General features: G+C 68.1%; 17 protein-coding genes and 1 tRNA gene. 9 read left to right on the forward strand and 9 right to left on the reverse strand.

Features of this window, described 5'->3' with window-relative positions:
* Positions 1–52: 52 nt before the first annotated feature.
* Positions 53–2155, reverse strand: a complete 2103-nt coding sequence (locus tag P2G62_RS07315; protein ID WP_275734224.1) for a TonB-dependent receptor — start codon at positions 2153–2155, stop codon at positions 53–55.
* Positions 2156–2352: 197 nt separating this feature from the next.
* Here P2G62_RS07315 and P2G62_RS07320 point away from each other — a divergent pair, with 197 nt between their 5' ends.
* Genes P2G62_RS07320 through P2G62_RS07335 form a run of 4 tightly spaced genes read left to right on the forward strand, consistent with a single transcriptional unit; the run spans position 2353 to position 6113 of the window.
* The gene (locus tag P2G62_RS07320; RefSeq protein ID WP_275734225.1) at positions 2353–3396 is read left to right on the forward strand and encodes a ChuX/HutX family heme-like substrate-binding protein; all 1044 of its coding nucleotides are present in this window, start codon (positions 2353–2355) and stop codon (positions 3394–3396) included.
* Positions 3393–4253, forward strand: a complete 861-nt coding sequence (locus P2G62_RS07325) for an ABC transporter substrate-binding protein (protein WP_275734226.1) — start codon at positions 3393–3395, stop codon at positions 4251–4253. Before P2G62_RS07320 ends, P2G62_RS07325 begins: the two co-directional genes overlap by 4 nt.
* Positions 4254–4260: 7 nt before the next feature.
* Positions 4261–5316 (forward strand): iron ABC transporter permease, encoded by a 1056-nt coding sequence (locus P2G62_RS07330; protein ID WP_275734227.1) that lies wholly within the window; start codon positions 4261–4263, stop codon positions 5314–5316.
* Between the two features lie 2 nt (positions 5317–5318).
* Complete coding sequence (locus tag P2G62_RS07335) at positions 5319–6113, forward strand: heme ABC transporter ATP-binding protein (protein WP_275734228.1); 795 nt, start codon at positions 5319–5321, stop codon at positions 6111–6113.
* A 31-nt stretch (positions 6114–6144) separates the two neighbouring features.
* Here P2G62_RS07335 and P2G62_RS07340 read toward each other — a convergent pair whose 3' ends face one another.
* Together P2G62_RS07340 and P2G62_RS07345 are read right to left on the reverse strand one after the other, a co-directional pair.
* Positions 6145–6954: a transglutaminase family protein gene (locus P2G62_RS07340; protein ID WP_275734229.1), complete on the reverse strand. Its 810-nt coding sequence runs from the start codon at positions 6952–6954 to the stop codon at positions 6145–6147.
* Positions 6955–7210: 256 nt separating this feature from the next.
* Positions 7211–7513 (reverse strand): SH3 domain-containing protein, encoded by a 303-nt coding sequence (locus tag P2G62_RS07345; RefSeq protein WP_275734230.1) that lies wholly within the window; start codon positions 7511–7513, stop codon positions 7211–7213.
* Between the two features lie 275 nt (positions 7514–7788).
* Between P2G62_RS07345 and P2G62_RS07350 the strand changes: the two genes are divergently transcribed.
* Both P2G62_RS07350 and P2G62_RS07355 read left to right on the forward strand, forming a co-directional pair.
* Positions 7789–10428 carry a TonB-dependent receptor plug domain-containing protein gene (locus P2G62_RS07350; RefSeq protein ID WP_275734231.1) on the forward strand — a complete coding sequence of 880 codons (2640 nt, stop codon included), beginning with the start codon at positions 7789–7791 and terminating at the stop codon, positions 10426–10428.
* Between the two features lie 7 nt (positions 10429–10435).
* Complete coding sequence (locus P2G62_RS07355; protein ID WP_275734232.1) at positions 10436–11575, forward strand: cytochrome c peroxidase; 1140 nt, start codon at positions 10436–10438, stop codon at positions 11573–11575.
* Between the two features lie 63 nt (positions 11576–11638).
* On the opposite strand, the gene P2G62_RS07360 is transcribed toward P2G62_RS07355, so the two are convergent.
* A tRNA-Met gene (locus P2G62_RS07360) sits at positions 11639–11715 on the reverse strand.
* A gap of 146 nt (positions 11716–11861) precedes the next feature.
* Between P2G62_RS07360 and selD the strand changes: the two genes are divergently transcribed.
* Positions 11862–14030, forward strand: a complete 2169-nt coding sequence (selD, locus tag P2G62_RS07365; protein WP_275734233.1) for a selenide, water dikinase SelD — start codon at positions 11862–11864, stop codon at positions 14028–14030.
* Here the strand turns inward: selD and mnmH are convergent.
* The 3 genes from mnmH to P2G62_RS07380 all read right to left on the reverse strand — a co-directional run bounded on the left by mnmH (position 14020) and on the right by P2G62_RS07380 (position 15981).
* Positions 14020–15069: a tRNA 2-selenouridine(34) synthase MnmH gene (gene mnmH, locus P2G62_RS07370; RefSeq protein WP_275734234.1), complete on the reverse strand. Its 1050-nt coding sequence runs from the start codon at positions 15067–15069 to the stop codon at positions 14020–14022. The two genes, selD and mnmH, sit on opposite strands and share 11 nt — an antisense overlap.
* Entirely contained in the window at positions 15069–15662 is a 594-nt protein-coding gene (locus tag P2G62_RS07375) for a L,D-transpeptidase (RefSeq protein WP_275734235.1), read from the reverse strand. The genes mnmH and P2G62_RS07375 overlap by 1 nt, the downstream gene beginning before the upstream one ends.
* Positions 15663–15771: 109 nt before the next feature.
* Positions 15772–15981, reverse strand: a complete 210-nt coding sequence (locus P2G62_RS07380; protein WP_275734236.1) for a DUF2892 domain-containing protein — start codon at positions 15979–15981, stop codon at positions 15772–15774.
* A gap of 137 nt (positions 15982–16118) precedes the next feature.
* Between P2G62_RS07380 and P2G62_RS07385 the strand changes: the two genes are divergently transcribed.
* Positions 16119–18578: a heavy metal translocating P-type ATPase gene (locus tag P2G62_RS07385; RefSeq protein WP_275734237.1), complete on the forward strand. Its 2460-nt coding sequence runs from the start codon at positions 16119–16121 to the stop codon at positions 18576–18578.
* Between the two features lie 24 nt (positions 18579–18602).
* On the opposite strand, the gene glpK is transcribed toward P2G62_RS07385, so the two are convergent.
* Positions 18603–20084, reverse strand: a complete 1482-nt coding sequence (gene glpK / locus P2G62_RS07390; protein WP_275734238.1) for a glycerol kinase GlpK — start codon at positions 20082–20084, stop codon at positions 18603–18605.
* A gap of 29 nt (positions 20085–20113) precedes the next feature.
* Complete coding sequence (gene glpD / locus P2G62_RS07395; RefSeq protein ID WP_275734239.1) at positions 20114–21679, reverse strand: glycerol-3-phosphate dehydrogenase; 1566 nt, start codon at positions 21677–21679, stop codon at positions 20114–20116.
* A 107-nt stretch (positions 21680–21786) separates the two neighbouring features.
* Here glpD and P2G62_RS07400 point away from each other — a divergent pair, with 107 nt between their 5' ends.
* Entirely contained in the window at positions 21787–22308 is a 522-nt protein-coding gene (locus P2G62_RS07400) for a lytic transglycosylase domain-containing protein (RefSeq protein WP_275734240.1), read from the forward strand.
* Positions 22309–22331 lie beyond the last annotated feature (23 nt).

Raw genomic sequence — 22331 nt, forward strand, 5'->3', positions numbered from 1 at the left:
GCCGCCCCTTTCGGGGCGGCGTGGACGATCCATGCGAAACGGACCGGCGGTCTTACCAGGTCACCGCCTTTGCCAGCGCGATCTTGACGTTGCGCCCGGGCGCATCATCCAGCGACAGGTTGTTGCGATAATCGCGGTCGAACACGTTCTCGACCGTCAGGTTGACCGACAGCCCGGCCAGCGCCTCGCTCTGCGGCTGCCAGCTGACGAAGGCGTCATGCACTGCATAGCCCCCGGCCGAGGTCGTGGCCGACGCGGTGGCGATCGCCGCGAAACCCTGCACCCGCCAGCCCATCCGCACCCCCCGATCGGGGAATTTCGCCCCCAGCGTCAGCGCGACATTCTCGGCCGGCGTGTCGGTCAGCGTCAGGCCGGTCGATTCATCCTTCGAACGCACCTTGGACCAGGCCAGCTGACCGAACCAGCGCTCGGCATCATAGGCCGCTTCCAGTTCAGCCCCCCAGATCTTGGCGGCATTGATGTTGCGGAAATACGGCAGCCCGGCCGAGCCCGAAGGGTTTGCCGCAATCAGGTCGGTCAGGTCGTTGTGAAACAGCGTAGCCTTCGCGGTCAGGCTGTCCTCCGCGCTGAAAACGCCCTGCGCCTGATAGGTCACGCCCAGCTCGACGGTGGTGGCCTTTTCCTTGTCCAGATTGAGGCTCGGCATCCGGCCCGCCGCACCGATGCCGTCGCTCGAATACAGCTCGTCCAGCGTCGGCATCCGTTCGGTGCGCGCGAGCGAACCGAAGACACCCCAGCTTTCGTCAAGCTTGTAAAGCGCGGCGATCTTGGGCGAAATGGCCGTATCCGATTGATCGGTGCCCCCCGCCGCAGCCGCCGAGGCATCGGGCGAAAGCCACGCACGGTCGATCCGCAGCCCCGGGGTGATCGTCAGCCGTTCGTTCCAGATCAGCTCGCCCTGCGCATAGACGCCCAGCTTGTCTTCGGTGCCCCCCGGGTGGAACGCAGGCGCCCCGACGCTGGATCGCGCGAAGCGATCCTGATGCGACAGTTGCGTGCCGAAGGTCAGATAATTCTGCCAGGCGCCCTTGCTCATCTCGACGGTATTTTCCAGCCTGAGCGCCGTGGTTTCATAACTGGCGGTGTTCGGGCACAGCACCTGCATCGTGCCGGCGCCACACATGAACCCCAGCGAGAAGTTGTCGCGCTCGGTCGAGGTGTCGGAATAGCTCAGCGACGCCTCGAAATCGAGCCAGGGATTGTCCGCCCCTTCATGCGCATAGGTCAGTGTCACCGTGTCGTCGATGGCATGCAGATCCGAGGTGCCGAAATAGGTCGCAACCGCCCCCCCGGTCTGTGCCACGGCGGCGTCGTCCAGATCGCTGTCGGTGCGCGACAGGCTCAGCGTCAGGCGCTGGTCGTCATTCTCGCCAAAGTAATAGTTGCCCTTGATCAGCCCCGACCAGCGATCGCCCGCCGTCGCCGGGATCGTATCGCCGCCGCCGTCTTTCATGTCGCCCGAACTACCCAGCGAGAAACTGGCCAGCAAATCGGCATTCTCGCCCAGAGTCTGCGCCAGCGTCACCGTGCCGATCCGCCCGTCGCCGTTGCTGTCATAGCTGCCCTTGAAGCGGACCGCGCCGGTCTTTCCCTCGGGGATGAAATCGGCCGCATCCTTGGTGGTGAAATTCACCACACCGCCAATCGCCCCGGACCCGTAAAGCGTAGAGGATGCAGGCCCCCGCAGCACCTCGACACGCTTGTAAAGCTCGGGGTCACCGAAGAACGAGCCGGTGCGGTATTGCTCGAAGAACTTCACCGCGCCGTCGACAGTGACGATGATCCGGTTCTGGCTGCCCGCCTGTTCGGCATTGCCGATACCGCGGATGTTGAACGCCTGCCCCAGGGCCCGCGCCGAGGCGCCCGCGGCCTGCACGCCCGGCACATTGGCGAACAGATCGCCCAGGGTGCGCGGCTGCTCACGGTCCAGATCCTGCTGATCGAGCACACTGACCGCCTGCGGCGTGTCGATCGCCACCTTGGGCTGCCCCCAGCCGAAAACGATCCGCCCCAACAGGGTGATGACGTCCTCGCCTTCTTGTGCCAGCGCCGGCATGGGTGCGGCGGCGATCAGCGCGGCCGTGGTGACGGATGTGAAAAGATGCCCGCGTCGGGCTGACGGCATGCGTGCCATGATATCCCCTTTTTGTCTGCGAGGGGCTGGCACGAGGCTGGCAGCAGAATCTGTCTTGAACTTCCCGTGAATGTCGATTAGGGAATCCGACAAAACTAGTCAAGTATATCTTGGCGATATGTTCGCCCCTGCGCCCAGCCCGAGGCCCCGCCTCCCGCCAGATCCGCGCCTTCCAAAAGACCGCGAAAGGATCTTGCATGGCTGCCGATGGCTCCACTTCCGACCTCATGTCCCCCGCCCATATCCGTGCCCTGCGCGCGGAGGCGCCCAAGCTGCGCGCCCGCGATTTCGCCGCCCAGCACGGGCTGCGCGAGGCCGATCTTGTGGCCGCGCAGGTGGGCGCTGGCGCGACCCGGATCGCGCCGCACCCAGACGCGCTGATGCCGCTGGTCACGGCATTGGGCGACGTGATGGCGCTGACGCGCAATGAAAGCTGCGTGATCGAACGGCGCGGCACCTATGAGGCCTATCACTCGGGCGGGCATGCACAGATGGTGCTGGGTTCCGAGATCGACCTGCGGATCTTTGCCCGCCACTGGGTGCATGCCTTCGCGCTGGACGAAGGGGGCAAACGCTCGGTCCAGATCTTCGACGCGGCGGGCGATGCGATCCACAAGATCCATCTGAAACCCGAAAGCGACGTGGCGGCCTTTGACCGCCTGGTCGCCGAGTTGCGCCTGCCCGAACAGTCCCAGACGCTGGATCTGGCGCCGCGCGCGCCCACCGAGGCCCCCAAGGCAGACCCGGCCAAGGCCGAAATCCTGCGCGCCGAATGGGCACAGATGACCGACACGCATCAGTTCCTGCGGCTGGTGTCGAAGCTCAAGATGAACCGGCTGGGCGCCTATCGGATCGCGGGCGACCCGCTGGCCACCGCGATGGCCACCGACGCCGTGCGGCTGTTGCTGGAACAGGCGGCCGCGCAGGCAATCCCGGTGATGATCTTCGTCGGCAACATGGGCTGCATCGAAATCCACGGCGGCCGGATCGAGACCGTCACCCCGATGGGCCCCTGGATCAACGTGCTCGACCCGCGCTTCAACCTGCATCTGCGCGGCGACCACATCGCCGAGGTCTGGCTGGTCGACAAGCCCACGAAAAACGGCCCCGCGCTGAGCCTTGAGGCCTTCGATGCCGAGGGCGGGCTGATCCTGCAGATCTTCGGCTCGCGTAAGGATGGCGGCATCGCCGAGTTCAATGCAATGCTGGCCGGTCTGCCGCGGCTGGAGGCGGGCGCATGAAACGCCTCGCCCTGATTGCCGCGCTCAGCACGGGTCTGGCCACAGGCGCGCCAGTGCAGGCCGAACCGCCCCAGCGCGTGATAGCCCTGGGCGGCGCGGTGACCGAGATCGTCGCGGCCCTGGGGGCAGAATCCCTGCTCGTCGGGCGCGATTCCACGTCGGAATTTCCGCCTTCGGTGCAGGCCTTGCCCGATGTCGGATATGTCCGCGCGCTGTCACCCGAAGGGGTGCTCGCACTCGATCCGCAACTGATCCTGGCCGAGGCCACCGCCGGGCCGGTCGAGGCGGTCGAGGTGCTGAAAGCCGCGGGTGTGGACTATGTCGCCCTGCCCGGCGAGGCGTCACCCGAGGGCGTGCTGGCCAAGATCACCACCGTCGGCGCGGCACTGGAACGCCCGGCCGAAGCACAGGCGCTGGCCGATGCCTTCAGCGCGGCGATGGCGCAGGTCCGCGCCGAGGCGGCGGCCATTGAAACACCCAAACGGGTGCTGTTCGTTCTGGCGATCCAGGGCGGGCGGGTGATGGCAGGCGGGGCGAACTCGTCAGCGGATGCGATCACCCGGCTTGCGGGCGCGGTCAATGCGGCCGAAGGTTTCGAAGGCTACAAGCAGATGACCGACGAGGCCGTGCTGGCCGCCGCCCCCGATGTCATCCTGATGATGGACCGCGAGGGCGATCTGGCGATCAGCAATGCCGATATTCTGGCCCATCCCGCACTGGGGGCCACCCCCGCCGCACAGGCAGGCGCGGTGATCCGCATGGACGGCATGCTGCTGCTGGGCTTTGGCCCGCGCACACCGCAGGCCGCGGCCCAACTGCATCGCGCACTCTATCCCCGCACGGCAGAGAACGGCTGAGATGGCCATGACGCATCTTGCCACCACAGGCACGCCACGCCCGGGGCCCCTGCGACTGCGGGCGGCTTTGGTGGCGCTGCTGCTGGTGGCGGGCGTGCTGTCCGTGGCGACGGGCGCTGCGGGCGTGTCGCTGTTGCAGGTGCTGGGCGACGCGCTGTCGGGGAACGGGATCAGCGCGCGCGACAAGGTCGTGTTGCTCGACATCCGGCTGCCACGGCTGGTGATGGGGGTGATGGTGGGCGCCGGGCTCGCGGTTGCGGGCGCGGTGATGCAGGGGCTGTTTCGCAACCCGCTGGCCGATCCCGGGATCATCGGCGTGGGGGCTGGCGCGGGGCTGGGCGCGGTTGCGGCGATCGTACTGGGCGGGATGCTGCCCGGCGCGCTGACCGTTCTGCTGGGGCAGCATCTGGTGCCGGTCGCGGCCTTCCTGGGCGCCTGGGCCGCGACGCTGCTGCTCTATCGCGTGGCCAGCCGCGGGGGGCGCACCTCGGTCGCAACGCTCCTGCTGGCCGGGATCGCGCTGGCGGCGATGGCGGGGGCGCTGACCGGGGTGCTGACCTATCTTGCCGACGACCGGCAGCTGCGCGACCTAACCTTCTGGGGGATGGGGTCGCTTGCCGGGGCGAGCTGGCCCAAGCTGGCCACGGGCGCCGCGCTGATCGTGCCCGCGCTGGCGCTGGCCCCGCGGCTGGCACGGGGGCTGAACGCGCTGGCGCTCGGCGAGGCGGCGGCGGCACATATGGGCACGGATGTCGAACGGCTGAAACGCCACGCGGTGCTGGTGGTGGCGGCGCTGGCGGGGGCGTCGGTCGCGCTGGCGGGGGGGATCGGCTTTGTCGGCATCGTGGTGCCGCATCTGCTGCGGCTGGCCGCGGGGCCCGACCACCGCGCACTGCTGCCCAATGCCGCGCTGATGGGGGCGACGCTGCTGGTTCTGGCCGACCTGATCGCGCGGCTGGTCGTCGCCCCGGCCGAGCTGCCGATCGGCATCGTCACCGCAGTGATCGGTGCGCCGGTCTTCCTGTGGATCTTGCTGCGCCGTCGCGGCTTTGGGGGGTTATAGGGATGCTGCAGATCGCCGATCTTCACGTCACGCTCGGGCGCAACGCCGTGCTGCACGGGATCGACCTGGATGCCCACCCCGGCGAAATCACCGCCATTCTGGGGCCCAACGGATCGGGCAAGTCCACGCTCTTGCGCGCGGTCAGCGGCGAGTTGCCCTATCAGGGCTCGATCCGTTTGCAGGGCCACGAGGTCGCCCGGACCGAAGGCTGGCGGCTGGCGGCGCTGCGCGGGGTTCTGGAGCAATCCGCCTCGGTCGCCTTCCCCTTCACCGTGGCCGAGGTCGTCCGGCTTGGCCTGCAGGCCGGGATCGAGGCCGATCACGACGCCATCGTCGATGCCGCCCTGGCCGAGGTCGGCCTGTCCGCCGAGGCCCACCGCCCGATCCAGCAGCTGTCGGGCGGCCAGCAGGCGCGCGCCCATCTGGCCCGTGTCCGTGCGCAGATCTGGCAGGCCACCGGCCATGCCGGCCCCCGCTGGCTTTTGCTGGACGAGCCGGTGGCGAGCCTGGACATCGGCCATCAGCTCGAGGTGATGGCGATCATGCGCCGCTTCGCGCGTGCGGGCGGTGGCGTGGTGGCGGTGATGCACGATCTGAACCTGTCGTCGATGGTGGCCGACCGGATGGTGCTGCTGGCAGGGGGGCGGGTTCAGGCCGTCGGAACACCGGCACAGGTGATGCGCGACGATCTGCTTTCGCGCACCTATGGCTGCGCGCTGCGCGTGGGGATGCCGCCCGCGCAGGGGGGGCCGTGGGTCCTGCCGTCGTGGCCTGCCGGGTTCGGCGCGCAGGCCTGAGCAGGGCCGCCCACCCCGGTTCAGCTCCGGGTTACGGTGTCACCTCATAGGTCCAGACCCGGAACGATTTCAGCACATGCGGGCCGAAGGAATTGACCAGCGGCACGTCGGTCGCATCGCGCCCCCGCGCCACAACGATCCGACCGATCCGCCGCGTATTGTTGCGCGGATCGAACGTGTGCCAGCCCCCGTCGAGCCAGACCTCGATCCAGGCGCTGAAATCCATCGGCCCCGCCTCGGGCACGCCAATGTCGCCCAGATAGCCGTTCACATAACGCGCGGGGATATTGAGGCAACGCAGCAGCGCCACCGCCAGATGCGCGAAATCGCGGCACACGCCGACACGCTCCTGATAGGCCTCATAGGCGGTGCGGGTGGCACGGGCCTGCATATAGTCGAAGGTGATGTGCCGATTGACGAAATCGCACACCGCCTGCACCCGCCCCCAGCCCGGGGCAAGCCCGCCAAACAGATCCCAGGCGATCTGGCTGAGCCGGTCTGTCTCGCAATAGCGGCTGCCGATCAGATACAGCAAAACCTCGTCCGGCAGCTCTGCCACCGGGACTTCGCGGGCATCCGGGCAGCAGGCATCCGGCCGCCCGCTGTCCGCGATGGTCGCATCGCCCCAGATCGTCACATCCCCCGCAGGCGCGGTCAGCCTGCGGCAACGGTTGCCGAAGATGTCACGATAGCTCGAACTCGGCAGATCCGCGGGGGTGGTGAAGAACGTCTCGGAGGTGCGCAGATCGGCCGCGCGGTCGTCCTGCACCGCCAGCAGGCAGACCATATGTGTGGGGTGCGGGCAGGTCAGGGTGATTTCGTAGCCATAGCGTATGAGCATCGGATCTCCGGGGGCCCGCCACCGAGGGGCGGCCTGCTGTGTCGGGCGCGCCGCAGCGGCAGGCGCATCTTAACACGTTGATTTCAGATCGCTAAAATCCGCATGCCTTGATCCTGCCCCGCATTCGCCCCTGCGGCTGCGGATTTCTGCCGCCCTGCGGGGTAAAATCCCCGCCCCCGGACGATCTGCGACAAAATCCGGCACGAACGCCCCATTTTCCATCAGATCACACGCGCCAGGCCGCCCCCCCAGCCGCTTACATTTCCCGCAGATACGCCCAGGAGACATACCCCTTCAGGCCCGGCGCCCGTTCCAGCGAGACCTTGCACCAGCGGGTGCCGCCGGTCTGCTGGCAACTGTGGACACGCAGCACGGTGCCGTTCGGCAAACCTAGGATCACGACGTATCCGGTGCCCGGCCCCGCGCGCATCTTCAGCATGTCATCGCCCTCGACGCCATGCACCTCGTAGCGCTCGCGCCAGGCGGCCGCGGCCGGTTCCGCACTCAGGATTGCTGCCAAAATGCCTGCCGCCAGCGCAACAAAAAGGGCTCTGCCCATCGCTCTCTCCTGTTTTCTGCCTCGTCCGCCAGCTTAGCCGCTCAGCCCGCCAAAAGGAACGGCCCGGCAACCGCTGCGGTAGCAGGACGGCACTGCACAGTGCCCCGGGGCCGAGCAAGTGTGACACGTTGACAACAGGCCCGGAGCACACGGCGGGCGGCGCCTCACCTTTTGTTGATTAAAACTATCGGATATGGTTTGGGCATGCGCTTGAAGGGGATAGCCAGCACCGCCGCACGCCAGTTCCGCCAACCATAACAAACGGAAATGGCATCATGTCTTATGGAACCCCGACGCGTGCGCGACGCGTCCTGTTGCTCGGTGGCTGCGCCCTGAGCGCGATCATGCTGGCTGCGCCCACTGCCCATGCGCAGGAAAGCGTCATGCTGGACCCGATCACGGTGCGGACCAGCTTTGCGGAATGGCTGAGTTCCCTGCTGACCGACGACAAGGCCGACACCGGCACCACGGTGATGGGCGCCGACGCACTGCGCACCCGCGGCGACGGATCGAGCGATGCCAACGAGGCCCTGACCAAGATGCCGACGGTGCAGATCGCGGGCGATGCGGACAATGCCGCGGGCGAGAACGGCGACAGCGTGCTGGATCTGCGCCCGCGCGAGATGTCGATTTCGGGCGCGCGGACCGATCAGAACACGATCATCGTCAATGGCATGTCGGTCAACTCGCTGACCGGCAACGAAGATCCGTTCGGGGCCACACCCCTTGACGAAGAGACGGGGAACGTCAACTTCAATTCGATCTACGGGCTGCACTCGCAAACCCAGTTCATCCCGTCCAGCCTGCTGGACACCGCCACACTGACCGATTCCAACGCCTCGGCGGAATTCGGCGGATTTCAGGGCGGAGTGGTGCAGTATGAGCTGGTCAAACCCTCGCGCGAGGTTTCGGGCAAGGCCAGCTTCTCGTTCCAGAACGACAGCATGACCAGCTATGAGCTGGGCACCGACGACCGCACCAATCCCGATGACAAGCCCAAGCCCGAATGGACGAAGCAAAGCTATGCGTTCGAACAGACGCTGCCGGTGGGCACGTCTTCCGCGCTGGTTTTCGGCCATTCGACGGAACATGCGGAAGCGACCAAGGAAGTCTTGCCGCAATACCGCCGCGGCAGCGTCACGAGCGAGAGCGATTCCCGCTTCTGGCTGCTTGGCTTCGAGCATGAGTTCAGCAGCGACAACACGCTCAACCTGACCGCGACCTGGAACGATTACGATCGGGAATGGGAATCGCACTACGTCGACGGGCAGCAGATCCACCAGACGAACGATTCGCGGGCCGTGACGGCGAAATGGGAAGGCGGGCTCGGGGACCGGTCGCTGGCTGGCGTGGCGCTGAAAAACATGCGGTTTTCGCTGGACGCCAGCTATCAGGACAATTCCGTCCAGAACCTGGCCAATGCGAACACCTATTATTCGTGGTATGGCGCCTATCGTGGCGGATACCAGACCGATGCCTTCGATGCCTGGTGCGACAGTTCGATTGATTATGGCACCGCGACCGGGGTTCCGTGCCGCACCGGCGGCATCGGCGACCGGGCCTATGAAGACCAGCGCGCGCGGATCTCGGGCAAGCTGGAAGGCGACATCTGGCGCGGGACGTTCAAGCTGGGCGGCGCGCTAGAGCGTGTGAACGCGCGCCGCAAGGGCGAGGGCTATGTCCACAACTCGTCCACCACCCGCACTACAACGGGCAGCTACATCTGCCCCGAAGGGTCGGACGACTGCCTGCCGACTCAGTTCTTTTCAACCCGCGTCGTGCAGCCCGCCTATGACGTGAAGGTCGATGCAACCAAGGCCGAGGCGTTCCTGGAACTCGATCAGACATCGGGCGATTTCGGCCTGCGCGCCGGTCTGCGCGCCGATTACAACGACTATCTGGACAATCTGGATATCGCGCCCCGCCTTGTCGCCACCTGGACGCCCAAGCCGGACTTCACCCTGACGTTCGGGGCCAATCGCTATTACAGCGACGATTACATGACCTATGCGATCCATGACGGGGTGCCCCGGGGGCTGACGCAGCGGCGCACCGCGACCGGGGGCGTCGTGGGTGAGTGGACGACCCTGCTGGACAACGGGCTTTATTATTATTCGCAGGGCGATCTGAAAACGCCCTACACGGACGAGTTGTCGCTGGGCGCCACCTGGACCGACGGGCTGACCGATGGCACCTGGCGCGCGCGCATCATCGACAGGCACGGCAAGGATCAATTCGTCGGCACCTACGAGGGCCGGACCGACGACACCCGCTCGCTGACGCAGCGGCTGACCAATGATGGCACCAGCCGCTATCAATCCTTCACGCTAGAATATGAAAAGCGCTGGCAGCCGCGCAAGAAAGGCCGCCTCGACTATGTCGGGCTGACCTTCTCGGGTGTCATCGCCAAGCGCAGGGTCTCGGCCGAGAGCTATTTCGGCGGGTCCGAAGATGGCGAGGCGATGGAATTCATCTGGTATGAAGACCAGTCCTACACGCGCGACGAGTTCACCGCGGCAACCGGCAGCTTCGACATCCCCGTGCGGGCGGCTGTGGACCTGACCGGCAGCTGGAACGATGGCGGCCTGAAAGCCGGCGTCTCGACCGGGGTGACCTTTGCCTATGACGGTGCCCGATGCCAGTCTTCGTCGACCTCCGACTGCGCCGAGTCGGATCGGGACCATCCGATCTACGGCACCCAGCCGCATCTGCTGTATGTCCCCTTCCACTATGAACCCGTGGTGACGGTCGATCTGAACCTGCAGGCCCGGGTGGCCGAGGTGCGGGGCAATCCGGTGTCGCTTGATCTGAAGGTCGCCAACCTGTTCAACCAGCGCGGCAACAAGACCGCGAGCTCGGTCAATCCCTGGATCGCCGGGCGCTCGGTCTGGCTTGGCACCTCGATGACGTGGTGAGCGGATGATGACGCGCTTTTTCTCGGTGGCCAGAGGACTGCGGGCGCAGCGCTGGCTCTGGCCGGTCTGGGGGGCGGTGGCGCTGGTGCTGCTGGTCGGGGCGGTAGAAGGCCGCCGCCCCGACCTGACCGACCCCGACGACCTGCGCGCGCTGTATTCTGGCGATCCGGCACGCTGGCCCGCCCCCTGGATCGACGCAGGCGTGGCGTATATCGAACTGGCGCCGATGATGCTGCCCGCGCCCCCCGCCCCCGACAGCCCGCAGGCGGCACGCATCGCCTTGGGGCAACGGCTGTTCGAGGACCCGGTGCTGTCGGACTCGGGCCACATCGCCTGCCAAAGCTGCCACAACCGCCGTCTGGGCTGGTCCGACGGGCTGCCGCGGTCCTTCGGACATGGCCGCACCGAGGGACGGCGCAACGCCCCCGCGCTGTTTGCGGCGGGCACCCGGCAGGCCCTGTTCTGGGATGGCCGCGCCGCCAGTCTGGAAGATCAGGCGATCGGCCCGCTGACCGCACCTGATGAAATGGCGGTGCAGGACCTGGCCGCGATGGTGGCGCGGGTCGCGGCCAAGCCGCCCTACCCGGCGCTTTTCGGCCAGGCCTTCGGCAGCGAAGAGATCACGCTTGTCACGATCACCTCGGCCCTGGCGGCCTTTCAGCGACAGCTCGACACGCCCAGCAGGCTCGATCGCTTCCTTGCGGGCACCCCCGGCGCCCTCAGCGACACTGAACTGCGCGGCTTGCATCTGTTCCGCACCAAGGCGCGCTGTGCCAATTGCCATTTCGGCCCCACCCTGTCGGATCAGCGGTTCCACAATATCGGCCTGTCCTATTTCGGGCGTCGCTTTCAGGATCTGGGCCGGTTCGAGGCGACCGGCGTGACCGAGGACGCGGGGCGTTTCCTGACCCCGAGCCTGCGCCATGTGGCGCGATCGGCGCCCTACATGCACAACGGCCTGTTTCCCAGCCTTGCCGGGGTGGTGGGGCTGTATAACGGCGGCGGCGGCGCGTCGCATGCCCGGGATGCAAAGACACGTTCCGACCCGCTGTTCGACGCGGCGGCGACCAGTTCGCCGCACATTCGGCCGCTTGGGCTGACCCGGGACGAGCAAGAAGCGCTGGTGGCCTTTCTCAACGCGCTGTGATCCGGTGACGCACCATGGGGCTGTAGCCCCAGGGGCACGCAAAATCATCGAAAAAGGGGGAAGTGGTGGCGAGGGGGGGACTTGAACCCCCGACCCCGTGATTATGAGTCACGTGCTCTAACCAGCTGAGCTACCTAGCCATTGGTGCGGGTAGCTAAGGCAGAGCGCGCGGGGCGTCAAGGGCAGAATCAGAGAAATTTTGCGCCCGTGCGCGATCGGTGGGGCAACATGCCCGTTGGCCTTGCGTGGCGCGCAAGTTAGGTCTGGGTCGGAAGGAGACCCGCCGATGCATCCCACCCCCGCCCTGCCGCTGACGCGCGACATCGTTCTGATCGGCGGCGGCCACGCGCATGCACTGGTGTTGCGGATGTGGGGCATGGCACCGCTGCCCGGCGTGCGGCTGACGGTGATCAACCCGCTGCCCACGGCGGCCTATTCGGGAATGCTGCCGGGCCATATCGCCGGGCATTACCCGCGCGCGGCACTGCAGCTGGATCTGGTGAAGCTGGCGCGGCACGCGGGCGCGCGGCTGATTCTGGATCGGGCCTGCGGCATCGACCGCGCGGCGGGCCAGGTGCTTTTGGAAAACCGCGCGCCGGTCGGCTATGACATCGCCTCGATCGACACGGGGATCACTGCGGAAATGCCGCAGATCCCGGGCTTTGCCGAACATGTCACACCGGCCAAGCCGCTTGACGCCTTTGCTGATGCGTGGGAGCGGTTCGCCGCGCAGGCCCGGCCGGGCGCACGAATCGCGGTTGTGGGCGGCGGCGTGGCCGGGGTCGAACTGGCCCTTGCCTTCGCCCATCGGCTGCCCGACGCCCGCGTCACGGTCTACGAGGCCGGCCCTGTCGCGCTGAGCGCCCTGGGGCGCGGCGCACGGGCGCGCATGGCCGCCCATTGCGCGCGGTTGGGCGTGCAGATCGAAACCGGCGCGCGGATGGTTGCGGCCAAGGCGGGCGCCGTGGTCTTGCAAGGCGGGCGCGAAGATCCGGCAGATTTCATTCTGGGCACGGGGGCGACCAAACCCGCGCCTTGGCTGGCCGACACGGGCCTTGCGCTGCACGAGGGGTTCGTGACTGTCAGCCCCAGCCTGCAAAGCTCGGACCCCGCGATCTTTGCCGCCGGGGACATCGCGCATCTTGGCTTTTCCCCCCGACCCAAGGCGGGCGTCTATGCGGTGCGCGAGGCGCCGGTGCTGTTTGACAACCTGCGCGCGGCGGCCTCTGGCGGGGCGATGCGCGCCTATCGCCCGCAGCGCGATTACCTCAAGCTGATTTCCACAGGCGACAAGCACGCGGTGGCCGACAAATGGGGCCTGCCGCTGGATGGCGCCTGGCTGTGGCGCTGGAAGAACCGGATCGACCTGCGGTTCATGGAAAAGGTTCACGACCTGCCCGCGATGCCCAGCCCCGCCCTGCCGCGCGTCCATGCGCAGGGCATGGCCGAGGCACTGGGGCCGAAGCCGCTGTGCGGGGGCTGCGGGGCCAAGCTGGGCGCAGGCGCGCTGCGCAGCGTTCTGGGCACCCTGCTGCCACCCGCCCGCGCCGATGTGCGGGCGGGCGCGGGCGACGATGCGGCGGTGCTGGACCATCCCGCCGGGGCGCAGGTCTTCACCACCGATCATGTCCGCGCCTTCACCGAAGATCCGTGGCTGTTTGCGCGGATCACGGCCGTGCATGCCCTGGGCGACATCTGGGCGATGGGCGCGCAGCCACAGGCCGCGCTGGCGCAGGTCACCTTGCCGCGGATGTCCGACGAACTGGCCGCGCGCACCCTGGCCGAGGTGCTGGCGGCAGCGGGCGGGGTGATCCGGGCCGCCGGGGCCGATCTGGTCGGCGGCCACACCAGCATCGGCGCGGAACTGAGCCTTGGCTTCGCGATCACCGGGCTGGCGGGCGCACCCATCGGACAGGCGGGCGCGCAGCCCGGCGATGCGCTGATCCTGACCAAACCGCTGGGCAGCGGTGTGATTCTGGCGGCCGAGATGCAGAAAGCCGCGCCCGGCGATGCGGTGGCGGAGGCGCTGTCATCAATGGCGCGGCCGCTGGCGGCGGACTCGGCGATCCTTGCGCCGGTGGCCCATGCGATGACCGATGTGACGGGGTTCGGGCTGGCCGGGCATCTGCTGGGGATCTGCGCGGCTGCGGGGGGTGGTGCCACGCTACGGCTGGCCGATCTGCCGCTGCTGCCGGGGGCCGAGGATCTGGCCGCCGCGGGGCATGGGTCGAGCCTTCTGCCCGCAAATATCGCGGCCTGCGCGGGGCGGATCACCGCGCCGCCCGGCCCGCGGACAGAACTGCTTTACGATCCGCAAACGGCGGGCGGATTGCTGGCCGCCGTGCCCGCGGGTCAGGCCGATGCGGTTCTGTCGGCCCTGCGCGCCGCAGGCGCCCCGGCAGCCCGGATCGGCACCCTTGTCGCCGGGGCGCCGATGTTGCGGGTCAGCGGGTAACCAGCGCCTCGGCCGCGCCCACCACCCGGGCGGCAAGGTCGGGCAAGGCCTCGGGCGCAAGGCTCTGCACCGGCAGCGTCACCCCGTGCTGCACATGGCGCGCGCGGTGCTTTTCATAGCGCGGGTCGTAGTGCCGGATCATCAGATCCTGCGCCAGCGCGGCCAGATCGCCCGCCGCGGCCCAGTCCTGCCACTGCGCGATCACCTCGGCCGCATGCAGGCGGCGCAGCTTGTCGATCAGCGCGGCCAGTTGCGCCGGGTCCGCCGCCACATCGGCATAGGCGCGCGCCAGATAGGCCGCGCGTTCGGGCGCCGCCACCTGCAACTGCACCCGGGGCGCGGCACAGATCGCCGCCCAGATCCCCTTGGGCAAGTTCAGATCGCCGATCCTTGAACTTTCCGCCTCCAGCAGCAGCACCCGGCCCGGATCGAGCGCCGCCAGCGCCTGCGCCAGACGCCCCTCGAACGCCTTCTGCGAGGGCTGCCCGCCCGGCATCCCCCCGAAGATGGAGCCGCGATGATTGGCCAATCCTTCCAGGTCGATCACCTGCGCGCCCTGCGCCGCTGCCGCCTGCAGGATCGCGGTTTTTGCGGCCCCCGTATTGCCGTCCAGCACCACGACAGGCGGCAGGACCGACGCGGCCACTGCCTCGACCACCAGCCGCCGCCAGGTCTTGTAACCGCCGTCGACCAGTTCAGCCCGCCAGCCCACCTGCCGCAGGATGGTCGCGAAAGAGCCTGAGCGCTGCCCCCCGCGCCAGCAATAGACCAGCGGGCGCCAGCCGCCGGGCTTGTCGGCCAGCGGCCCCAGCAGATGCGCCGCCGCATTGCGCGCGACAAGCGCCGCGCCGATCTTGCGCGCGTCAAAGGGGGAAACCTGCTTGTAGATCGTGCCGACCTCGGCGCGCTCGACATCGTTCAGCACGGGCAGGTTGATCGCGCCGGGGATATGATCTTCGGCAAATTCCGACGGGCTGCGCACGTCGATGATCGTATCGAAGCCCAGCGTGCCGACCTGCGCGATCCCGGTCAGCTGCATCAATAGACCGTGACGGGCGTGCCCAGTTCGATCTGATCGTAAAGCGCGATCACATGGTCATTGACCATCCGCAGGCACCCGTTCGAAACCGCATGCCCGATCGAGCTTGGCTCGGTCGTACCGTGAATGCGGATCGCGGTGTCGTGGCCATTCTGATACAGATACATCGCCCGCGCCCCCAGCGGGTTTTTCGGCCCGCCCGGCATGCCGGTTTCGGCATAGCGCGCGTAATGTTCGGGGCTGCGCTGCACCATTTCCGGCGTGGGTTTCCAGCTCGGCCATTCGACCTTGCGCCCGACCACCGCCTGCCCACGGAATTTCAGCTCGCCCTTGCCCACCGCGACGCCATAACGCATCGCCCGACCGGGCGCGACGATGTGGTAGAGGAAAAACTTGTCCGACACGATGATGAGCGACCCAACCGCCAGATCTTTGCGAACCCGCACTTCGGTGGGATAGAACTGCGGCGCGATCGGCCATTTCGGCGCTTCGGGCGCCGTCGCAGGCGCCTTTGCGGCCTGCGTCAGGCCGACCGAGGGTGCGGCCAGGACCGGCAGGGCGGCAAGCGTGGTGACAAAAGCGCGGCGGTTCATGCAGATCTCCGGGTTACGTTGCTGCAAGGCTAGCAAACGCCCTGTCACCACTCAACCGCCAAAGCGGGCGCGAGTTCCCCCGCGCCCCGCAATTTTTCTTGAATCCGGCTTACTTGCCTTCGAAGGCGCAGCCGGTCTTGAAGCCCAGGGCCGCAAAGATTTTCGCCGCCGGGCAGAAGCCGGTGAACGCCGATTGCAGCAGGTTGGCGCCGATGAACACGGTGAACCACATGAAATAGGGCGACACGAACTGGGTCAGCAGAACGCTGATCAGAACCATCGCACCGGCGAAAGCGAACATGATACGGTCGAGCGACATGGGAAGTCTCCGAAATGGGTTGGTTTGCCTTGCCGCCGAGGTAGCATTGGCGCCGCTCAAATTCAAGTTCACGAATGTCTTGGCATGGCATTGACCCAGCGCGCGATGCGGCCAAGTTAGGGGCAAAGGAGACTGCCATGACCGATGCCCCGCTGCCCGACACCGCGCATACCACTTTCGTGATCGACGGGATGCATTGTGGCGCCTGCACGGGGCGGGTCGAACGCGCGCTTGCGGCAGAGCCGGGCGTGGTGTCGGCCGCCGCCAACCTGATGGCACGTTCGGCGCGGGTCGAGTTCACCGCCCCGGCCACGCCCGCCAGCCTTGCCGCCGCGCTGGAGCGCGCGGGCTATCCGGTCAGCACCGCCGAGGCGCGGCTGGATATCGAGGGGATGACCTGCGCCAGTTGCGCAGGCCGGGTCGAACGTGCGCTGACCGCCACGCCCGGCGTGATTTCGGCCGCCGTCAATCTGGCGACGCAATCGGCCACGGTGGGTTATGCGCAGGGCACGGTGGCGCCCTCGGAACTGGCGCAGGTGGTCACGGCGGCGGGCTACCCCGCGCGGGTGCAGGCACAGGGCGCGGCCCCTGCCCCGGTGGCCGACCGGCAGGCCGCCGAGACAGCGCGGCTGAAACGCGCGGTCCTGATCTCGGCCGTGCTGACCGCGCCGGTCTTCATCCTGGCGATGGGCGCGCACATGATCCCGGGCTTTCACCACTGGATCGCGCGCACCATCGGCGAACCTGCAAGCTGGTGGATACAGTTCGTTCTGACCGCGCTGGTGCTGGCCTTCCCGGGCCGGATCTTCCTGCGGCTGGGCATCCCCGCCCTGCTGCGCGGCGCGCCCGAGATGAACTCGCTGGTGGCAATGGGGGCCTTGGCGGCCTTCCTTTATTCGGCGGTCGTGGTGCTGGCCCCGGGCCTGGTGCCGCCGCAATCGCGCGAGGTCTATTTCGAGGCCGCCGCCGTGATCGTCACCCTGATCTTGCTGGGCCGCTGGCTGGAGGCGCGCGCCAAGGGCCGCGCGGGCGAGGCGATCTCGCGGCTTGTCGGGCTGCGCCCGGCCACGGCACGGGTCGAGCGCGCCTCGGGCGTGGTCGAACTGCCGGTCGAGGAACTGGCACCGGGCGACATCGTGCTGCTGGCCCCGGGCGAACGGGTCGCGGTGGACGGCGAGGTGACCGAGGGCCACGGCTGGATCGACGAATCCATGCTGACCGGCGAGCCCGTCCCGGTCGAGAAAACCCCCGGCGCCAAGATCACCGGCGGCACGGTGAACGGGCAATCCGCGCTCAGCTTCCGCGTGACCGCGACCGGCGCCGACACGGTGTTGTCGCGGATCATCGCGCTGGTGGCCGAGGCGCAGGGCGGCAAGCTGCCGGTGCAGGCGCTGGTCGACAAGATCACGCGCGTCTTCGTGCCCACGGTGATGGGGCTGTCGCTGCTGACCTTCGCCATCTGGATGCTGGCCGGACAAGGATTCACCCATGCGCTGATCGCGGCGATTTCGGTGATGATAATCGCCTGCCCCTGCGCGATGGGGCTGGCGACGCCGGTCTCGATTCTGGTGGGCACCGGGCGCGGCGCCGAACTCGGGCTGCTGTTTCGCCGCGGCGATGCGCTGCAACGGCTGGCCGAGATTGAAATCGTCGCCTTCGACAAGACCGGCACCCTGACCGAGGGCCGCCCCGCGCTGACCGATCTGATCCCCGCGGCGCCCGGCTTCGCCCCTGACGAGCTGCTGGGCATGGCGGCCGGGGCCGAGGCGCGTTCCGAACATCCGCTGGCGCAGGCGCTCTTGGCGGCGGCGGCGGATCGCGGCGTCACCCCCGCGCCCGCGCGCCGGGTCAAGGCGCTGCCCGGCCGCGGGCTTTCGGCCGAGGTGGGCGGTCGCGCCGTCCTTCTGGGCAATACCCGCGCGATGACCGAGGCCGGTGTCGAGACCGCCCTGCTCGCCCCCGCCGCACAGGCGCTGGCGGGCGAGGGCAAGACCCCGATCTGGCTGGCCGTCGACGGGCAACTCGCGGCGCTGTTGGCGGTTTCCGACCCGCTGAAGAAATACGCCCATGATGCGGTGGCGGCGTTGCAATATGACGGGGTCGAGGTGGCGCTGATTTCAGGTGACACGCGGGCCACGGCGCAGGCGGTCGGGCGCGAGCTGGGCATCCTGCGCGTGGTGGCCGAGGTGCTGCCCGAAGGCAAGGTCGATGCCGTGCGCGATCTGCACGCCCGCGGCGCGGTGGCCTTCGTGGGTGACGGCATCAACGATGCGCCCGCGCTGGCCGCGGCGGATGTCGGCATCGCCATCGGCACCGGCACCGATGTCGCAATCGAGGCGGCCGAGGTGGTGCTGATGCAGGGCGACCCGCAGGGCGTGGCGCGCGCCTATGCGCTGTCGCGCGCCACGATGCGCAACATCAAGCAGAACCTTTTCTGGGCCTTTGCCTACAACACCGCGCTGATCCCGGTGGCGATGGGGGTGCTGGTGCCCTTTGGCGGCCCCGGGCTGTCGCCGATGCTGGCTGCGGGCGCGATGGCGTTCTCGTCGGTCTTCGTGGTGACGAACGCGCTGCGGCTGCGGCGCGCGGGGGGCTGAGGGCGGGGCCTGAGGGGGCGCCGCTCAGAATGCCATCGTCGCGGCCACGGCGCGCTGCCAGCGGGCGTATTTCGCGCTGCGTTCCGCATCGGGCATCGCGGGGTCGAAGCGCCGTTCCAGCGCCCAGGTCGCGGCAAAATCCGCAAGGCCGGGGCAGATCCCCAGACGATAGCCCGCCAGCCACGCCGCCCCAAGCGCCGTGGTCTCGGTCACCACGGGGCGATCCACCGGCGCGCCCAGAATATCGGCCAGAAACTGCATCGTCCAATCGCTGGACGCCATGCCGCCATCGACGCGCAGCACGGTGTCCGGGCCCTCGCCACCGCCCGCCGCCGCCCAGTCCGCGCGCATCGCGGCCCACAGATCGCGGGTCTGATAGCCCACCGATTCCAGCGCCGCGCGCGCCATCTCGGCCCGGCCGGAATTGCGCGTCAGCCCCAGCACCGCACCGCGCGTCTCGGGGCGCCAGTAGGGCGCGCCAAGCCCGGTGAAGGCGGGCACGATCACCACGCCCTGCGCGGGGTCCGCCGCCTCGGCCAAGGCCTGCGTCTGGCTGGCCGTTTCAATCACCCCAAGCCCGTCGCGCAGCCATTGCACCACCGCCCCCGCAATGAAAATCGACCCTTCCAGCGCATAGCTCACCTGCCCGTCCAGCCGCCAGGCGATGGTGCTCAGCAGCCGATGCCCCGAGGCCACCCGCCGCGCACCCGTGTTCATCAACGCGAAACACCCGGTGCCATAGGTCGATTTCATCATGCCCGGCGCAAAACAGGCCTGCCCCATCGTCGCCGCCTGCTGATCGCCCGCCACCCCGGCAATCGGAATCGCCCGGCCGAAATGCGCCGGGTCGGTCGTGCCGAAATCATCGGCGCAATCGCGCACCTCGGGCAACAGCGCCTCGGGCACGCCGAACAGGCGGCACAGTTCGGCATCCCACTGCCCGCGCCCGATGTCATAAAGCATCGTGCGCGCGGCATTGGTGGCGTCGGTCGCATGCACCCGCCCGCCGGTCAGCCGCCAGATCAGAAACGCGTCGATCGTGCCAAAGGCCAGTGCGCCCGCTTCGGCCTGCGCCCGCGCACCCGGCACGCTGTCCAGAATCCAGCCGATTTTCGTGGCCGAGAAATACGGGTCCAGCAGCAGCCCGGTCTTGAAGCTGACCTCGGGGCCATGGCCGCTGGCGGCCAGCGCGGCACAGGTGTCTGCGGTGCGGCGGTCCTGCCAGACGATCGCATTATGGATCGGCCGCCCCGTCGCGCGATCCCAGATCACCACGGTTTCGCGCTGATTGGTGATGCCGATGGCGGCGGTCCGATCCGTCACGACCTTGCGCGCGCAGGCCAGCGTGGTCTGCCAGATCGCCTGCGGGTCATGCTCGACCCAGCCCGGCGCGGGATAGATCTGCGGAAATTCCTGCTGCGCCACCGCCTGAACCCGCAGATCCGCGCCAAAGCGGATCGCCCGCGACGAGGTCGTGCCCTGATCGAGCGCCACGATATCGGTCATGCTGTCCTCCTCCGGCCCAGACTGCCCGCTCAGCCCGGCGATGTGAAGTCGGGGCTGGCCATGAAGCGTGCGATCTCGTTGACTTCGGCGGGGCTGAGCCGCAGCCCGAGTTTGGAGCGGCGCCAGATCACATCGGTCACCGTCACCGCCCATTCGCGGGCGCGCAGCCAGCGCAGCTCTGCCTCGGTCAGGGTGGCGCCGAAATCGCGGCCCAGGTCGGCGGCGGTCCGCGCCCCGCCCAGCACCAGCCGCGCATCGGTGCCATAGGCGCGCACCAGACGGGCCGCCCAGGGCGCGGTCAGGAACGGATAATCGCGGCGCAACTCGGCGCAGAGCGCCTCCACCCCATCCACCGCAAAGGCCCCGCCGGGCAGGGCCACACCCGCCGTCCAGTCGCCGCCCATATCGGAGAAATAAGGGGCCAGCCGGGCCAGTGCCGCCTCGGCCAGCCGCCGGTAGGTGGTGATCTTGCCGCCGAAGATGTTCAGCAGCGGCGCGCCCCGCGCATCAAGCCGCAGCACATAATCGCGCGTCGCCGCCGTCGCCGAACTCGCCCCGTCGTCATAAAGCGGCCGCACCCCGGAATAGGACCAGACCACATCGGCGCGCGTCACCGGCCGCGCGAAATACTCGGACACGAAGGCGCACAGATAATCCGCCTCCTCCTCGGTGCAGTGCGCCTCGCCGGGCGGGCCGTGATGGTCGGCATCGGTTGTGCCGATCAGGGTGAAATCGCCCTCGTAGGGGATCGCGAAACAGATCCGCCCATCGCGGCCCTGAAAGAAATAGGCGCGGTCGTGATCGAACAGGCGGCGCGTGACGATATGGCTGCCCCGCACCAGCCGCACGCCCTCGGTCGAGGGCACATGGATCGTGTCGCGGATCACCGCGCCGACCCAGGGACCCGCCGCATTGACCAAGGTGCGGGCATAATGGATGCCGCCCGAGGTCACGATCCGCCACAGGTCATTCTCGCGATGCGCCTCCAGCACGGTGCAGCCGGTCTGGATATGCGCGCCGCGCGCCGCCGCATCGCGCGCGTTCAGCACCACCAGCCGTGCATCGTCGACCCAGCAGTCGGAATATTCATAAGCGCGGCGAAAGGCGGGTTTCAAAGCCGCCCCCGCCGGATCGCGCCGCAGGTCCACCGCGCGCGTGGCAGGCAGGATCTTGCGCCCGCCAAGCGCGTCATACAGCGCCAGCCCCGCCCGGATCATCCAGGCCGGGCGCCGCCCCTTCAGCCAGGGCAGCAGGCGCGCGGTCAGACGGCTGACCGGCGTATCGCTGTCAAAGCGCATATCCGGGCTCAGCGGCAGCACGAAGCGCATCGGCCAGCTGATATGCGGCATCGCGCGCAACAGCACCTCGCGTTCGTGCAGCGCTTCGCGCACCAGCCGGATTTCCAGATATTCCAGATACCGCAGCCCGCCATGAAACAGCTTGGTCGAGGCCGAAGAGGTGGCCTGCGCCAGATCGCCCTGTTCGGCCAGGGTCACGCTCAACCCGCGCCCGGCGGCATCGCGCGCGATGCCACAGCCGTTCACCCCGCCGCCGATGATGAACAGATCGACCGGATTTTCAGCAATGCCGCGCATTTCATCCTCTTTTCGGCCGGTTTCGGGCAGTGGGGCCCATCGCGGCAGGCTTGTCAAAGCCAAACTCGGCAAAGCTCCGCTTACGCGCGGGCAAGCCGCTTTGCGGAATGGCCGCGCGCAGCTATGAATTCGGACAGAACAAATCCGAGGTCTTCATGCAGCTGTCCCGCCGTTCCGCCCTGCTGGGCCTGTTTGCGCTCGCCGCTTGCGGTTCAAACCCGCGCGAATCCACCAAGGCCCCCGCGAAAGACCTGTATGAGCTGCATCCGGGCGAAACGCCCGAACTGCGCCGCCTGATCAACCATTACGCCGATGAATACGAAGTGCCGCGCAGCCTGGTGCACCGGGTGATCCAGCGCGAAAGCAGCTATAATCCGGGCGCACGCAACGGCCCCTATTACGGGCTGATGCAGATCCTGCCGCAGACCGCGCAGGGCATGGGGTTCCGGGGCACGCCCAACGATCTGTTGCGCGCCGAGACCAACCTGAAATACGGCGTGAAATACCTTCGCGGGGCGTGGCTGTGTGCCGATGGCTCGCACGACCGCGCCGTGATGTGGTATGCTAAGGGCTATTACTACGAAGCCAAGCGCCGCGGCATCCTGCGCGAAGCCGGGCTGCGCGCCTGACCCCCGCCAGCGCCTGAGATCTG

The sequence above is a fragment of the Paenirhodobacter sp. CAU 1674 genome, assembly GCF_029222945.1.
Taxonomy (GTDB): Bacteria; Pseudomonadota; Alphaproteobacteria; order Rhodobacterales; family Rhodobacteraceae; genus Rhodobacter.

Excerpts from the sequence above, each read along its gene's own strand:
- P2G62_RS07315 (WP_275734224.1), bottom strand. The coding sequence starts at position 2,155 with ATGGCACGCATGCCGTCAGCCCGACGCGGGCATCTTTTCACATCCGTC.
- P2G62_RS07320 (WP_275734225.1), top strand. The coding sequence starts at position 2,353 with ATGGCTGCCGATGGCTCCACTTCCGACCTCATGTCCCCCGCCCATATC.
- P2G62_RS07325 (WP_275734226.1), top strand. The coding sequence starts at position 3,393 with ATGAAACGCCTCGCCCTGATTGCCGCGCTCAGCACGGGTCTGGCCACA.
- P2G62_RS07330 (WP_275734227.1), top strand. The coding sequence starts at position 4,261 with ATGACGCATCTTGCCACCACAGGCACGCCACGCCCGGGGCCCCTGCGA.
- P2G62_RS07335 (WP_275734228.1), top strand. The coding sequence starts at position 5,319 with ATGCTGCAGATCGCCGATCTTCACGTCACGCTCGGGCGCAACGCCGTG.
- P2G62_RS07340 (WP_275734229.1), bottom strand. The coding sequence starts at position 6,954 with ATGCTCATACGCTATGGCTACGAAATCACCCTGACCTGCCCGCACCCC.
- P2G62_RS07345 (WP_275734230.1), bottom strand. The coding sequence starts at position 7,513 with ATGGGCAGAGCCCTTTTTGTTGCGCTGGCGGCAGGCATTTTGGCAGCA.
- P2G62_RS07350 (WP_275734231.1), top strand. The coding sequence starts at position 7,789 with ATGTCTTATGGAACCCCGACGCGTGCGCGACGCGTCCTGTTGCTCGGT.
- P2G62_RS07355 (WP_275734232.1), top strand. The coding sequence starts at position 10,436 with ATGACGCGCTTTTTCTCGGTGGCCAGAGGACTGCGGGCGCAGCGCTGG.
- selD (WP_275734233.1), top strand. The coding sequence starts at position 11,862 with ATGCATCCCACCCCCGCCCTGCCGCTGACGCGCGACATCGTTCTGATC.
- mnmH (WP_275734234.1), bottom strand. The coding sequence starts at position 15,069 with ATGCAGCTGACCGGGATCGCGCAGGTCGGCACGCTGGGCTTCGATACG.
- P2G62_RS07375 (WP_275734235.1), bottom strand. The coding sequence starts at position 15,662 with ATGAACCGCCGCGCTTTTGTCACCACGCTTGCCGCCCTGCCGGTCCTG.
- P2G62_RS07380 (WP_275734236.1), bottom strand. The coding sequence starts at position 15,981 with ATGTCGCTCGACCGTATCATGTTCGCTTTCGCCGGTGCGATGGTTCTG.
- P2G62_RS07385 (WP_275734237.1), top strand. The coding sequence starts at position 16,119 with ATGACCGATGCCCCGCTGCCCGACACCGCGCATACCACTTTCGTGATC.
- glpK (WP_275734238.1), bottom strand. The coding sequence starts at position 20,084 with ATGACCGATATCGTGGCGCTCGATCAGGGCACGACCTCGTCGCGGGCG.
- glpD (WP_275734239.1), bottom strand. The coding sequence starts at position 21,679 with ATGCGCGGCATTGCTGAAAATCCGGTCGATCTGTTCATCATCGGCGGC.
- P2G62_RS07400 (WP_275734240.1), top strand. The coding sequence starts at position 21,787 with ATGGCCGCGCGCAGCTATGAATTCGGACAGAACAAATCCGAGGTCTTC.